General features: G+C 73.0%; 11 protein-coding genes. 5 read left to right on the top strand and 6 right to left on the bottom strand.

What is annotated here, in order from left to right:
- Positions 1 to 894: 894 nt before the first annotated feature.
- From FEF34_RS40920 to FEF34_RS40910, 3 genes are all read right to left on the bottom strand, one after another.
- Complete coding sequence (locus FEF34_RS40920; protein WP_138058556.1) at positions 895 to 1266, bottom strand: hypothetical protein; 372 nt, start codon at positions 1264 to 1266, stop codon at positions 895 to 897.
- Positions 1263 to 2054, bottom strand: coding sequence for a ParA family protein (locus tag FEF34_RS40915; RefSeq protein WP_234043383.1), 792 nt, complete (start codon positions 2052 to 2054; stop codon positions 1263 to 1265). Before FEF34_RS40915 ends, FEF34_RS40920 begins: the two co-directional genes overlap by 4 nt.
- Positions 2055 to 2407: 353 nt before the next feature.
- On the bottom strand, positions 2408 to 3766 hold the full coding sequence (locus FEF34_RS40910) for a replication-relaxation family protein (protein WP_138058555.1): 1359 nt from the start codon (positions 3764 to 3766) through the stop codon (positions 2408 to 2410).
- A gap of 682 nt (positions 3767 to 4448) precedes the next feature.
- On the opposite strand from FEF34_RS40910, the gene FEF34_RS40905 reads away from it, so the two are divergent.
- Positions 4449 to 4643, top strand: a complete 195-nt coding sequence (locus FEF34_RS40905; RefSeq protein ID WP_138058554.1) for a hypothetical protein — start codon at positions 4449 to 4451, stop codon at positions 4641 to 4643.
- A gap of 1431 nt (positions 4644 to 6074) precedes the next feature.
- Here FEF34_RS40905 and FEF34_RS40900 read toward each other — a convergent pair.
- The 3 genes from FEF34_RS40900 to FEF34_RS40890 all read right to left on the bottom strand — a co-directional run bounded on the left by FEF34_RS40900 (position 6075) and on the right by FEF34_RS40890 (position 9550).
- Entirely contained in the window at positions 6075 to 7433 is a 1359-nt protein-coding gene (locus FEF34_RS40900) for a DnaB-like helicase N-terminal domain-containing protein (RefSeq protein ID WP_234043382.1), read from the bottom strand.
- The gene (locus FEF34_RS40895) at positions 7430 to 8413 is read right to left on the bottom strand and encodes a hypothetical protein (protein WP_138058553.1); all 984 of its coding nucleotides are present in this window, start codon (positions 8411 to 8413) and stop codon (positions 7430 to 7432) included. Before FEF34_RS40895 ends, FEF34_RS40900 begins: the two co-directional genes overlap by 4 nt.
- Before the next feature lie 387 nt (positions 8414 to 8800).
- Positions 8801 to 9550 carry a GntR family transcriptional regulator gene (locus FEF34_RS40890; RefSeq protein ID WP_138058552.1) on the bottom strand — a complete coding sequence of 250 codons (750 nt, stop codon included), beginning with the start codon at positions 9548 to 9550 and terminating at the stop codon, positions 8801 to 8803.
- 343 nt (positions 9551 to 9893) lie between these two features.
- On the opposite strand from FEF34_RS40890, the gene FEF34_RS40885 reads away from it, so the two are divergent.
- The 4 genes from FEF34_RS40885 to FEF34_RS40875 all read left to right on the top strand — a co-directional run bounded on the left by FEF34_RS40885 (position 9894) and on the right by FEF34_RS40875 (position 13261).
- Positions 9894 to 10922 (top strand): sigma factor-like helix-turn-helix DNA-binding protein, encoded by a 1029-nt coding sequence (locus tag FEF34_RS40885; RefSeq protein WP_138058551.1) that lies wholly within the window; start codon positions 9894 to 9896, stop codon positions 10920 to 10922.
- Positions 10919 to 11218 (top strand): HNH endonuclease, encoded by a 300-nt coding sequence (locus FEF34_RS40880; RefSeq protein ID WP_138058550.1) that lies wholly within the window; start codon positions 10919 to 10921, stop codon positions 11216 to 11218. The genes FEF34_RS40885 and FEF34_RS40880 overlap by 4 nt, the downstream gene beginning before the upstream one ends.
- A 304-nt stretch (positions 11219 to 11522) precedes the next feature.
- Positions 11523 to 11690, top strand: a complete 168-nt coding sequence (locus FEF34_RS41875) for a hypothetical protein (protein ID WP_171053423.1) — start codon at positions 11523 to 11525, stop codon at positions 11688 to 11690.
- 188 nt (positions 11691 to 11878) lie between these two features.
- Positions 11879 to 13261, top strand: coding sequence for a hypothetical protein (locus FEF34_RS40875; protein ID WP_138058549.1), 1383 nt, complete (start codon positions 11879 to 11881; stop codon positions 13259 to 13261).
- Positions 13262 to 14113 lie beyond the last annotated feature (852 nt).

Raw genomic sequence — 14113 nt, 5'->3', positions numbered from 1 at the left:
CGCGATGCGGAGGCGAGTGACGGAGTGTCACCGCCCGCGCAAGCGCGGGCGGTGCGTCCCGCTGCGCGGGACGTGCTCCGGGCTCCGCTGCGCTCCACCCGGAGGGCCGGGCGCGTGCCGCCCCCGGAGCCCGCTGCGCGGGCAGGCCGGCCCCGCTGCGCGGCCCCGACCGGATGGGGCGTCACCTGGTGCATCACCTGCGGAGTTGTGTAGCGTCTGGGGTTCGAGCGCACCCCCTCCGCTGCGCTGCGGGGGTGAGGCTGGCTACGAGGGAGAGGGGTGCGGCGGGCGGTCCGGCGCGGGCGGAATGGATCTTGCCGTCATGACGGCATGCCGTTCTGCCGTCGCTGGCCTGGTGACTGAGGGTGCTTCACTTTCGGGGCCGGGATGGACTCTGGAATGGAGGCTGCATCACTCTGCATCAGTGCGTAGGAGCATGTACCGTTGGCGGATCGTGGGGACACCCCCTGGGGGGTGAACACGGACCTGTCAACACACGGACCGGGGCGGGGCACAGCGCTGTGCGGCCCTCTCCGGGGCCGTTCCGGCACGGGTACGGGACGAGGGGCGCAGCGCTCTGACGTGCGTGTACACGCGTCGGGGGCGTGGTCCTGGCCGTGTTGCGGACCCTCGCGGCCCGCTCGCCGGGCGGGTCGGGCGAGGGGGCCGGCCACCCGGGCCGCGAGGGCCGGACCGCCCCGCGCAGGCCCGTCCTGACGGCTCATCAGCCGTCCAGGGCGAATTCCATCGGTCGCCCCTAACAGGGTTGACACCCCATCCGGAATCCGCCCGTAAACACACGACGCCCCCGGAACAGAATCCGTTCCGGGGACGCTCCGTGGCATTCCGAATTACACGGCCCGCTCCCGCTCCTTCTTCCGACGATTAACGGGGTCAGGGGTTGGTGCGGCGGTCGAGTGCGCGGGCCAGGGTGTCGGTGACGCGGTCGTCCTGGTCGGCGAGGCGGATCAGGGCGCGCAGTATCTCGGACTTGTCGACCGCGCGGCCGGTGCGGCGGCGCAGGGAGAGGGCGAGCTGGTCGAGGGTGAGGGCGTCGTCCTGGTCCAGGAGCAGCGTGTACTTGCTGGGCTTGGCCGGGGCCGGCGCTTGGGGCGCGGCTGCCGTTGTGCCGTCCTGCCGTTGTGCCGTTGTGCCGTCATCGGGGCGTTGGTCTGCGGTTTCTCCGGTGAAGCGGCCGGAGAGGCCGGTGAGCAGCGCGCTGACGCCGCCGGTGTCCACGGTGAAGCTGTCCTTCTTGGTGCTCATGCTGCGGGGGTCTCCGGGAGGTAGCCGGCCTTCACGGCCAGGTCGCGGAACATGCGCGCGACGTCGGACTTCGGTTCGTACTGGGCGATCGTCTGGCCCTTGTTCTTCGCCTCCGCCACGACGGTGCGCAGCGGGATCTCGCCGACCACCGGCAGGGGCAGGTGGTGGAGGGCGTCGTAGACCTTGGCGTGGAAGCCGGAGAAGGGGCGGGCGATGCGGTTGATGACCAGGCCCCGGTAGTGCGGCATCGGCATGCGGGTCTCGGCCACGAGGGTCTGCACCTGCCCGAGCAACAGTTCCAGGGCCTTGAGGGAGAACTCGTCCACGTCGACGGGGATCAGGACGTGCTCGGCCCAGCGCAGGATGTTGTCGGTGTCGACGTCGAGGGCGGGGCGGCAGTCCACCAGGCAGTGGTCGAAGTCGTCGCCCAGGAGCTCCAGCACCCAGTCGAGGCGCTCCTCCTTGCTGCGGGTGCTGTGGAGCTGGCGCGGCAGGGTGAACAAGTCCAGCGAGCTGGGGATCACCCACAGGTTCTCCGAGTGCCGGCGCACAAGGGAGCGGGCCTGGTCGCGGTCGCAGCCGTCGAGCATCGCGCGGGCCAGGGTCAGCTCCCCGCCCGGCTCCAGCCGCGGCACCTTCAGCGCGTCGGTCAGGTTGCCCTGCCCGTCCATGTCCACCAGCAGCGTCTTGCGGCCCGCGGCCGCGAGCGTGCCGCCCAGATGCAGCGTGGTCGTCGTCTTCGCGACCCCGCCCTTCTGGTTCAGCAGCGCGTCTCTCGTCATCGCCATAACGGCAGACCGTACCGCCGTTGTGCCGTCATGCCGTAGTTACGGCGCGACGGCATGGCCTTGGTGTCTTCGGGTCGGTCAAGGGGTCTGGCCTGGGGAATCGGGAGTGGTCAAGGGGGCCGGGCCTGCGGATCACAGGCGCAGCGGTCCGGCTGTCCTACCGCCCGGCGTTCGGCTACAGCGGGTAGCGGCGAGGCGAGGCGAAGCGGCGCGAGGCGCCCCGAGATCCCCCTGCCGCCCTCGCCTGAGGCGGTCCGGCGGGGGCTGTCCAGGGGTTTTGTGCTCGCTTCGCGTCGCCTCGCCTCTCCTCGCCGCTACGTTCCGTGCGCATCAGGGCCGGGGCGGGGCGCGGGTCAGGTGCGGCGGCGCCGGCCGAAGATGCCGCCGCCGGTCGGCGGGTCCGGCTGCTCCTGGGCGGCTTCGGCTTCGGCGGAGCGGCGGTGGTTGAGGCAGGGGCGGCACTCGCCGCCCGGGGTCAGGCCGGCTTCCGGGTAGACCTGGCGCTGGCAGGTCGGGCAGAGCCACTTGGCCGCCTCCAGCCGGGCCCGTTCGGCTTCCCGCTCCTGCCGGAGCCGCTCGCGTTCGGTCTCGCGGGCCGTGCGGCGTGCCTCGTCACGCACCGCGTAGGCGCGGTAGTCGTCCGGGTTGTCCAGCGCCTCGGTGAGGGTCTGCCAGGTCTTGTGGCCGTAGCGCCACCACACCGGGCCGTGCGGGCCGTGCGCGGCGAGCCGGCGCAGGGTGGTGGCCAGCAGCGGGACCGTGCCGGTGTAGTCGCGGTAGCCGTCCGGCCGCTCGCCGTTGTCGGGCGTGTGGCTGTCGGCGTTCCACTGGCCGCGCCAATGCTCGCGGGCCAGGGTGCCGACCTCGCGCATGCGGGTCTGCATGGCGAGCTTCCCGACGTTCTTGGTGAACACCAGCGCGACGGGCGGGTGGCCGTCGCGGGGATTCTCGGGCCACACGGTCCGCCACAGCGGCACGTCGCGCCCGTTGCCGGTGCCGGTGGGGACGCGGCGGGAGAAGAAGCGGCGGTAGCGCTCGATCTTGTCCGCGACGATGGGCGGGCCCTCGGTGCCGTTGTCGACCTCCACGAACAGCAGCGGCACCGCCTCGTGGCCGGGGGAGGCGAACACCATGTCCGCGCGCAGGCTGCCGCGGGCCGGGGCCAGGAACGTGCCGCCCGTGGGCAGCACCATCTCCGTGGTCCAGGCGGCCAGCGGCCCGAGCCCTTCCGGCCGCGCGGGCGGGTCGGCCGGCGGCGCGGCGGGGACGAGCTGGTTCTTGCGGGCGACGGGCTGCGTCGGTTCGGGCGGGGTCTGGAGGAAGGCGTCCAGGACGTCGGTCACCGCGCGGGCGTGCTTGGCGCCGGAGGCCGCCGCCGCCTTCGCGGTGCCGCCCATCTCGCGGGCCGGGCGGTCCAGGACCACGGCCGCCGCCTCCAGCCCGGCCGGGGTGAGGGTCCACAGTTTCTCGGTCACCCGGACACCGGCCTCGTTGACGCGCACCGCGCTGCCCGGCGAGATCACGAGCTTCTCGGCCTCCAGGTCCTTCAGCCCGCCGCGCACGGTCGCCGCGTCCTTCGTCCCCGGACACATCAGCCGGCGTATCTGGTCCGGGGTGGCGACCTTCACCACCCCCAGCGCCGCCAGGCACATCGTCCGCGTCCGGCCCGTCGACCCGTACCGGCGCAACGCCGAACCGCCCACCCCGACCACGCTCCCTCCCCGGCCGCCCGTACGAGCGGGCCCCTCTGTCCTGGTTGATCACAGTACAGAGGGGTGTCGAGGCTTGCCCAGCGCCCCGAACTGTGTGCTGAGCTGCGTAAACGTGTGCTGGGCAAGCCTCGGGCACCGCAGGGGGAACGCAGGGGAAGCCACAGGGGCAACCGCAGGGGAGCGGGGAGGCTTGCCCAGCCCCCTTGTCCACCGCTGCCCGGCGCCGCCGCGAGCGGGCGGTCATCCGGGCGCCCGGATGCCGGGCGAGTCGGTTACCGGTTACCGGTTACAGGCCCCACAGGAGCCGCCCCGCACCGCCCTGAGCAGCCCGAACCGGCACTCTCACCGGCCTGTAACCGGTAACCGGTAACCGCCCGGCGGGCCGTGCAAATGCTGCGCACCACCAGCCGCGCCGACGACGACCAGGAGCACGAGCAGCTCGCCCGGCACGGCCGGCGGGAAGTTCACCGCCTCGCACGCGCACGACACGCGCGCGCCTTGGGCCCCGCCACCGGGCCCGGCCGGGGCGGTGAGGAAGAACTCCCCGCGCGTCCCGCCGGGTGGTTACTTACTCCTTCCCGACCGGGCCGGGAGCGCCGCGATCGGCCCTCATGGGCCGTCTTCCCGGCCGCTGCCCGTCGGGAGGCGGTAAGGAGTAACCACCGCGCGCGATGATCGGGCGATGACCGACCGCCGCCCGCTGGGCACCGGATGCGACCGCGCCGACCTGTCCCGCACGCGAGACACCGAACCGGCGCCGCGCGCGCAGCTCGCCGCCGAACGCCTCCCCGCCGCCCCGGCCCCCGAGTCGAAGCCGCGCCCGGCCGCCGGGCACCGCCGGGTGCTCGGGGCCGGCCCCGCTCCGGCCGGGCGGTGACCGCGGCTGTGACGGGCGCGGTGACACCGGGCCGTCACAGCCGCCGCCGGGCCCGGCCCGTGCCGGGGCGCGCCCTCACGCGTACGTGCGCGCTGCGCCGCGTGTGCGTGAAACCGCGGGCGGGCGGCACGCACAGCACGCGTCACGCGCGGCACGCGTTGGACCGCCCCGAGGAGCCGTCGAAGGCGCTCCGCAGCCCGCCCTCGCCGAGCCCGGCCCGGCTCCCCGACCGGCCCCCGGGCCGTCCGTCCCGTCTCGTGTGCACGCGTGTGCTCGTGCACGTGTGCACGCTTTAACGCGCGCGACCCCCGCCACGGCCCGGAAACGGTCCTCAGACCGCCCCGCAGCACCCCGCCGGACTCCCCGCCCGGGAGCCCGCCGGGCGCCTCCCGTACGGACACACACGGACGCGGGCGGGCAGCGCGCGGACGGACGGGTGGGCGCAGCCGGGCGGGCGGGCGTGCCCCGGCGCGGCGGCGCGGGCAGCCGCGGCCGGGCAGCCGCGCGGAGACGAAGCGGCCGGCGCACCGCCACCCGGCACCGCCCGACGACCGCCACGGCACCGCCACCCGCGCCTGCCGGGTGGCGGTGCGGGTGCGGTCCCGTGGCGGTCACGGGTGGCGGTGAGCGAGTGAAGCTCCACACGCGCGCGTCACGCGCGCATGTTGGCCCCGCCGGTTCACCCGGATCCGGCGGTGATGAATGAACGTGATGAACCCGCCGTCCTGCCCGGCGGCCTGACGGCGACCTGGCCCGTCCTGTCCATCGAGGCGCCGGTACCGCGGGCTCCGCGCGGCGCGGACAGGCCGCCGCCACGTCGGCGGACAGGACGCACCAGCGCCGACAGGCCGGACAGGCCAATCAGCCCACCCCCGCCCCTGGGGCCAAAACGGCCCGGTACGGCCGGGAAACCCGGGGGTGCGCCCGCTGATTGGATTGGCTGGTCCGCGCAGGTCAGCATCGGCCGGGCATCGGCCCGTGATCGGCCCTGACTGACCGGCGCCCGCCAATCGGAGCCGATCACGGGCCGATCAGCCGCCGATCGACCTCACAGGCTCACAGGCCACCCGTCCGGCACGCCCACCTGGGCAAACGCCCTGTGAGCCACCCACCCTCACAGCCCGGCGGGCCGGTGTCACGCTCCACCGTCACGCTCACCCGCCCGGCAACGAACGGGGTGAACACGCAGGTCAGCGCCGTGCGTGACGCGTGACAGTCCCGGCCGGACGGGCCGGACCCCAGGTGAACGCCCGGCCTCGTACGCGTACGTACGCGTGTAGGGCCGACCGGAGTTCACCCACCCCCGGCCCGGGTGAACGAGTGAACACCCGCCCCGGAAGCCCTGTACGCCGATCTGGGCGCCGAACGCGGCCCGCCCCGCCCAGGGAGACCCGGGCGGGGCGGAAACGCGGGAGACGGCCGTGCAGCGGCTCAGAAAGCCTCTGTCTGCTCCGGGTCCGGCTCGTCGGCGGGCGGGGGGATGTCGTAGCCGAGCGCGGCGGCCTGGTCGTCGGTGAGCGTGAGCGCGGGGAGCGGGGCGTTCCCGGCGTAGTCGATCGCCTGCCAGGGCCAGGTGACGCCCTCGCAGAACTGCTCGGGCCACGCCCGCTCGGATCGCTGGCCGCGCCAGGGCACCCAGTCCATCAGCCGCAGCGCCTGGGCGCCGGGCTCGTTCGACGGGGACAGCCCGAACCCGAACTCGGGCCAGCGCAGCCACAGCGAGGAGCCGATCGGGCGCAGGTCCCGGCGCTTGACGCCCGGCGCGGCGTGCGGGGAGTGCGCCTCGATGAGCATGGCCGCGCCGTTCGAGGCGGTGCGCAGCATCTCCAGCGCGCTCATCAGCGGTTTCGCGGCTTCCTCGTCGGACTTGCCGCTGGTGGTGAGCTTGTACAGCGGGCCGATCAGCATCAGGTCCGGGCGCGCCTGCTCCACCCGCCGCGCCAGCCTCGCCCGGTCCGCCGGCGTCGTGAGGTCCAGCCCGCCCGGCTCGAACTCGAACGCGATGTTGCTGCTGGTCACCGGCGCGCCCTCGTCAGCCGCGGCCTGCGCCATGCTCCGGAACCACGGCCGGGCCTGGCGGTCGGAGTTCTCCGCGTCCACGACCAGCACCCGCACCGGGCGGATCTTCGCGCGCTTGAACGGGTGCAGCCCGGCCGCGGCCCGCATGGCGACCTGGCGCAGCCACAGCGACTTGCCCCCGCCCTCCCCGGCCGTGACCATCAGCCGCTCCCAGCGGGCCAGCAGCCCCGGGATCACCCACTCGGGTTCGTCGTCGGCCTGCGCCAGGAACTCGTCCAGGTGCAGCAGCGGCGCGTCCGACTGGGCGAGGCCCCGGTCCCGGGCCGCCTGCATGTCGGCGACCGCGCGTTCGGCGACCTCCTGCGGGTCGCCGTCGGCGGCGTAGCCGGACTGCACCGCGCGGGTGCCGGCCTCGATGACGCCGCGCAGCAGCGCCAGGTCCCGGACGCGTTCGGCGTAGAAGGCGGCGTTCGCGGCCGTGGGCACCGCCTGCACCAGGGTGTGCAGGTAGGACGCCCCGCCGATGCGGGACAGGTTGCCGTCCTGGTCCAGCCGGGCGCCGACCGTGATCGGGTCGCACGGCTCGCCGCGCACCGCCATCGAGCACACCGCGTCGAACACGGTGGCGTGTGCGGGCTTGTAGAAGTCGGCGGTGGTCACGATCTCGATCACTTCGAGGATCGCGTCCTTCGACAGCAGCATCGCGCCGAGAACGGCCTGTTCCGCGTCCAGATCCTGCGGCGGCACCCGCGTGAAGTCGTTGTCCTTCACAGCCCGCTCCCCCTCGCCGCGATCCGCGCCCTGAGCGCCGCCACCTGCTCCGGCGTCCCGGCACCTTCACCGCCAGGCGCAGCGGCATCCGCCGGCCCGGCCTGCCCCGGGATCGGCACCCGGCACGTCTCCGCGTGCTGCACCAGGTCCCGCCAGCCGTTCGCCGGCATCTCTGCCGCCCGCGCCGCCAGCCACGCCACCGGGTAGCCCGCCGCGAGCAGCTGCACGGCCTGGCCCCGCAGCCGCTCCCGCGAACCGTTCACCAGCGGACGCCCCAGCGCCTGGGCGTAGGCGTCCACGACCACATCAGCCCCGACCGGGTCCGGCGCAGCCGCTTCTCTCTCTCGTCCTGCCTCCGGGGTGTCACCCGAGTCACGGCTGCCAGAGAGAGAGTCTTCTTCCCCACCAGTCTTGATCTTTTTAGCCGCCGCGCGACCGGTCGTCGGTTGACCGACAGTCGGCTTCCCGTATGTCGGTCCGACCTGGGGCTTTCCGGTTTCATCGCAGGTGGGACCGACATACGGCTTTCCGGTGGTCGGTCGCTCCGGCGTTGCTCGCGGGTCCAGGTGCTCGGGCTCGACGCGCACGGCCTTGACGTTGCCGCCGGCGAGCACGTCGTCCAGCATCACGGCGACGTCGTCCGCCGTGAACGCGATGGAGTCGACGCTGAACGTCGTGTACCAAGACCCGCCGCGCTTCGTCTCCCTCTTGCCGTCTGCCAGCTCCACCACTTCGGACCGGCGCCGCTGGACCTTGAACTTCACGACGAACGCGTGGTCCACCAGCACCCGCATCGCCTTGGCGAGCGACTCGCGGCCCTCGTCGTGGGTCTTGCTCAGGGCCTCCACGGTGACCTCGTCGCCGTCCTTGGCCCGCAGCAGCGTGGACAGCAGCCCCTTGGCGGTCATCGACCGCAGGGTGTCCACCGCGCCGTTGTCGATCGCCACGAACCGCGGCGGCCTGCTTGTGCGCTTCCTCACCGGGCCACCCCCGGCGTGACCTGGGAAGGGGCCTGTCCATGTGGTGCCGTGCGGGTTGTGCGTCGTACGCTCAAGGGAGCGCACCTCCTTGCAGGGAGTCGAGTGCTTCTCCGCCCGGGCCGCGAACCCGGGGGGACGTTCGGGCCCCGCCTTCTGGCGGGGCCTGCTGCGTTGTGAGGGCTATCTTTCAAAAGCCCACCTGTGGACAGAGTCCGGCCGTTAACCCTTGCCGCTGGAATGTTGCCTGCGAACCCCGCGAGAGGTCCCGCCATTCCTTTAAGGAGCGTGCGGCAAGGAATCCTGTTAACAGGAAGCTCGGAAATCGCTTTACCGGAAACCCGAACTTCGGCCGATTCTTCGATTCTGGTCGACACGCCTTGGTTGTGTTTACTCGGCGTTCTCACGGCCCCCCTGATTGTTCAGTGATGTGGCCCATCGGAGGATTGTTGCCCCTCCAGCGATTTTGACGGCCACCTCGACTACTCGCCCGTCTGTCAGGTGGACCGTGCGAACTACCTGGGTCACAACTACGTCCCCGGCGGTAAGGCCGAGGGCGGCCTTCTCGGTTTCCGAGGCGAGGCGCGAGGTGACCTCTTCCAGGACGTGATCCTGGGCCACCCCGAGGCGCTCCGCCGCCAGCTCGCGGGATCCGCCCGTCGACACCGGTTCGGCAAGCTCCGGAGCGGCAGCAATCACGTAGGCCGGGTAGTACGAGCTGCTGAGGTGGACCGGCACACCGTTTCGGCTGACCAGGCGCCGGCGGACATGAACAGGGGTTCCGGGGGCCACATCGAGACGAGGGGCAACCAGCTCATCCGCTCCGACCGTGCCGATTTCCAGGATTCGGGAGACCTCGCCACCCCCCAGCGCCTTGCCGGTGGACTCGTGCAGGCGGACCCGGGTCGCGATGTTGTTGCTGATCGGCCCGGCGACGATCGTTCCGACGCCCGCCTTAGGGATGGTCAAGCCCTCCATCTTGAGCACGCGGAACGCACGGTTGGCGGTCGTGTTCGCCACGCCGAAGCGCTCGCAGACCTGCCGCAGCGACGGCATGGTGTCGCCCGGCCTGAGGTCTCCGTCCTGGATCTGCTGACGGTAGTGCGCGGCGATCTCTGCGTATCCGACGTTCTCGGGCATATCGGCTCTCCCCTCTGATGACTCGTGCTGCACCTCGTCGGTGCAGCGCTACACGTACGAGGCTAAACCACGTGATGTTGTAGCGCTACTAGTAGCGCAATCCATGAACGGTGGTCTACCTTGTTGGAGGCGCGAGGTTCCCGCAGCAGCGGGGAGCTAAGCGCTGCGGTCTGACCTGTGTAAACGGGTGTGAACGCGGACGCCCGGCCGGTGTTGACGCACCGGCCGGGCGGGTGGCCGAGGGGTGTTGACGCACCCCGGGCCTTTTGGGCGGTGGTCGGGGCGTTGACGCGCCTCGACCGCTGTCGGACCGATCCACGTCGAGGTGGGAGTAGGGACCGACATGTCGATTGTCGCTGAGCGGCCGGTGTCTGCGCAGGTGGCGGACCGGCCTGGAGTAGGGGAACGAGCCGACGTAGTGGCCATCGCGGCGCCGCGTTCGTACAAGCCGCGGACGGGTCCGCGCTACGTGCGGACGGCGCCGGGGCACGGGCCGGACGGGCTGCGGCTGGGCCGGGGCGAGGACCCGGTGATGAGCGCGGAGCAGTCGGCGTGGGTGGATGAGCTGTACCTGCGCTACGGGCGGCTGGTGCGCTCGATGGTGGTGAACCGGCTGATGGGCCAGGGGGTGGAGTTCGCCCAGGTCGAGCAGTGGCGCGACGACCTGGTGCAGCAGGTGTGGCTGTCGGTGGCGCGGGGGCAGAGCGGGCTGCGGGACATGCGGGACGCGGAGCCGGCCGATCTGCGGGTGCGGCTGCACTTCCTGGTCAAGGGCGCGATCGGCGCGCACTGGAAGACCGGGATCACGCGCAACGAGGTGGCCACGGACTGGGTGGACGTGGTCGGCCGGCAGATGGACCCGGTGGCCCCGCCGGTGGTCGACGTCGACGGCCAGGACGAGCTGACCGCGCGCTGCAACGAGCTGCTGGACGGGCTGAGCGACCAGATGCGCGCGGTGGTGGTGGAGCTGATCTGCTACGACCGCACCACGGAGATGGTCGCGGAACTGCTGGACATGTCCCCGATGGTGGTCAACCGGCTGTCGCAGCGGGCGCTGCGCCGGCTGCGCGGGGACGACGCGCCGAGTCCGGCCCGGGTGGAGGAGCTGTCCGAGGCGCACCGCCGGGTGATCGAGTCGCTTCCGGCCGGGGCGCGGGCGGTGCTGCTGCTGCGGATCGCCGGGGTGTCGGTGGACGCGATCTCGGACCACACCGGCGGCTCGGTCCGCACGATCTACAAGCAGCTCAAGACCTACCTGCCGCTGCTGGACGCCGGGCTGCCGCTCACGCCGCAGGAGACGGCCCGCGCGCAGCGCCGCGAGGACCAGGCCGCCGCCCGCCGCGCCGCGCAGAGCGGCGGTGAGGGCGCGTGAGCACCAACGCCGACCGCAAGCCGTGCTCGAAGCGCCGGCGCCTGCTGAAGGCGCGCCTGGCGGAACGCGACGGCGCCCAGTGCTTCTACTGCGCCACGCCGTTCGGCCCCGGCCTGGAAGGCGCGACGGTCGATCACCTGATCCCGCGCTCCCTGGTCCACACGTGGGCGCAGGCCGCGCTGGTGCTGGCCTGCCACCCCTGCAACGAGGCCAAGGCCGACGCCCTCCCGCAGGCCCTGCTGCGCCCGGCGCCGGGGCAGTTCGGCCCCGGCCTGGTCCCCGCCCGCGCGGTGTGACGGCTGCCTGTCCACCCCCGGCCCGTGCCGGGAGTGGGCGGGGAGCCGGGCACCCCGCCCGGCCTGACCAGCAAGGAGAACCCGATGGCTTGGTTCAAGAACGCGGACCTGGAAGAGGCCACGATCGTCGTCGTCCCCGAGTCCGAGGTGCCCGCGGGCACGCCCGTGATCGACGCCGAGATCGTCAACGACGAGGACTGACCGGCCGCGTGACGGCTGCCTGTCCGCCCCCGCCCGCCACCACCAGGCGGCCGGGGCCGGGCGGGGAGCCGGGCACCCGGCCCGGCCCAGGAAGGACCCTCTCGTGTTCGCGAAGAAGAAGCCCGGCGTCACCTACCCGCCCTACACCACCGCCCCGCAGAAGCCGGGCGAGCCGCGGCCGGTGGGCCAGGCGCCGCGCACCACCCGCTCGAAGCCCGCGCCGGCGGACAAGCCGGTGAAGCGGATCGGCTTCAAGGCCAAGAAGAAGTAACACGCCGTGACCGTGGCCGGGGTGCGCACAGTCCGCACCGTGCGAACAGTGCGCACCCCGCCCGGCCCTTAGAAGGGAGCGGGTGCGCGCCGCGCACACCTCCCCCGCACAGTCCGACGCGTACCGGTTTGTCCGACGCGAACAGTTCCCGCGCACTGTGCGCGCACACTACGGAGAGTCAGGAATTCATGGGTAGGAAGAAGTTGGAGGAGGCCGGGCCGCCGGGGTCGGCGGGGCGGCTGCGGGTGGAGCTGGTGGCGGCGGACCGGTTCATCTCGTTCGTCACGTGGGGCGTGGCGGCGGGGATGATCGTGTGGTCGATGCTGAACGCCACCCCGTACGTGGCTGATCATCTGGCCCCGGAGTGGCGGAACACGGCGTTCGTGCTGCCCCTGGTGGTGGACCTGGCGTTCCTTGGGTCTCTGCGGGCGGACGAGATCGCCTCCCGGCACAACGTGTCCGGCGGTTGGTGGGCGGCGGTGCTGCGCCTGTTCACCGGCGCGGGGTCGGTGTTCCTGAACATCGGGCACGCGGCCGAGAAGGGCGACTGGACCGGGGTGTTCCAGCACCTGATCACCCCGGGCATCCTCGTGCTCCTGGCGGAGGCCGGCCCCGTCTACCGGCGCCGCCTCGCCGGGCGCCTGGACGACGTCGAGCGCGCGGAGGCCGACAAGGCCGAAGCCGCCCGCAAGGTGGCAGCCGCGGAAGCCGACCGCCGGCGCCGCCTCGCCCAGGAGGAAGCCGACCGCCAGGCCGAGGCCGACCGCGCCGAAGCCGACCGCGCCCGGCGCCAGCGTCGCGAGGACCAGGAGTTCGCCCTCGACCTGGAGGAGAAGCGCGAGAGCGCCCGCGCCACCCGCGAACTCCAGGCCCGACGCCTGGACCTGGAGGAGAAGCGCCTCGCCGTGCCCGTTCCCGCAGCCCACAACGGCGCTGACGGCATGACGGCACGCCGTTACAACGGCACGACGGCACCGATCGCCCCGGCCCCGCAGCCGCGTTCGGTAGCCGCTCCGGCCGCACCGGTACGTGTACCTGTCGTGCCTGTCGCGTCCACGCCCCCCACGGGGGTTCCGGCCCCGCAGGCCCGCACTGGAGCCGCGAACGGCCACCCTGTCGCGCCCAAGGCCGACCCGGACACGACAGCAGCCGACAAGGCCGCACAGGCGCTCCACAGTGCCCCGCAGGCCCCGGCCGCGCCCCGCACGACGGACAGCGCAGCATTTGCACGGCCCGCCGAACCCGCCCCCGCAGAGACCCGGAAGGACGCCACAGCGTCCGTGGCCGCAGCCCAGACCGGCCCGGCCCGGGTCACCGCCCGCCTCGACCACCAGGAGGACAAGCCCGCCCCGGCCACGCCCGCCGGCCCCGTGAAGGACTGGGACCTCCCCGGCCTGCCCGCCGAGGTCCGCCCCGGCGTGGACCCGGTCATGCTCACCGACGCCCAGGTGACCGCCCGCATCGACTACGGCCTCACCCAGGAATGGACCCAGCGCCGCATCGGAGAATTCGCCGGACGCAGCGCAACAGTCGTTAATCGTCGGAAGAAGGAGCGGGAGCGGGCCGTGTAATTCGGAATGCCACGGAGCGTCCCCGGAACGGATTCTGTTCCGGGGGCGTCGTGTGTTTACGGGCGGATTCCGGATGGGGTGTCAACCCTGTTAGGGGCGACCGATGGAATTCGCCCTGGACGGCTGATGAGCCGTCAGGACGGGCCTGCGCGGGGCGGTCCGGCCCTCGCGGCCCGGGTGGCCGGCCCCCTCGCCCGACCCGCCCGGCGAGCGGGCCGCGAGGGTCCGCAACACGGCCAGGACCACGCCCCCGACGCGTGTACACGCACGTCAGAGCGCTGCGCCCCTCGTCCCGTACCCGTGCCGGAACGGCCCCGGAGAGGGCCGCACAGCGCTGTGCCCCGCCCCGGTCCGTGTGTTGACAGGTCCGTGTTCACCCCCCAGGGGGTGTCCCCACGATCCGCCAACGGTACATGCTCCTACGCACTGATGCAGAGTGATGCAGCCTCCATTCCAGAGTCCATCCCGGCCCCGAAAGTGAAGCACCCTCAGTCACCAGGCCAGCGACGGCAGAACGGCATGCCGTCATGACGGCAAGATCCATTCCGCCCGCGCCGGACCGCCCGCCGCACCCCTCTCCCTCGTAGCCAGCCTCACCCCCGCAGCGCAGCGGAGGGGGGTGCGCTCGAACCCCAGACGCTACACAACTCCGCAGGTGATGCACCAGGTGACGCCCCATCCGGTCGGGGCCGCGCAGCGGGGCCGGCCTGCCCGCGCAGCGGGCTCCGGGGGCGGCACGCGCCCGGCCCTCCGGGTGGAGCGCAGCGGAGCCCGGAGCACGTCCCGCGCAGCGGGACGCACCGCCCGCGCTTGCGCGGGCGGTGACACTCCGTCACTCGCCTCCGCATCGCG

Source organism: Streptomyces marianii (genome assembly GCF_005795905.1).
Lineage (GTDB): Bacteria > Actinomycetota > Actinomycetes > Streptomycetales > Streptomycetaceae > Streptomyces > Streptomyces marianii.
The sequence above is the reverse complement of the archived record's forward strand: the minus strand, read 5'-3'. Positions and strand labels throughout refer to the sequence as shown.

Bases quoted from the DNA above. Each gene is read 5' to 3' on its own strand.
- FEF34_RS40875 (WP_138058549.1), top strand. From the start codon at position 11,879: ATGGGTAGGAAGAAGTTGGAGGAGGCCGGGCCGCCGGGGTCGGCGGGG.
- FEF34_RS40905 (WP_138058554.1), top strand. From the start codon at position 4,449: ATGACCGACCGCCGCCCGCTGGGCACCGGATGCGACCGCGCCGACCTG.
- FEF34_RS40920 (WP_138058556.1), bottom strand. From the start codon at position 1,266: ATGAGCACCAAGAAGGACAGCTTCACCGTGGACACCGGCGGCGTCAGC.
- FEF34_RS40915 (WP_234043383.1), bottom strand. From the start codon at position 2,054: ATGGCGATGACGAGAGACGCGCTGCTGAACCAGAAGGGCGGGGTCGCG.
- FEF34_RS40885 (WP_138058551.1), top strand. From the start codon at position 9,894: ATGTCGATTGTCGCTGAGCGGCCGGTGTCTGCGCAGGTGGCGGACCGG.
- FEF34_RS40890 (WP_138058552.1), bottom strand. From the start codon at position 9,550: ATGCCCGAGAACGTCGGATACGCAGAGATCGCCGCGCACTACCGTCAG.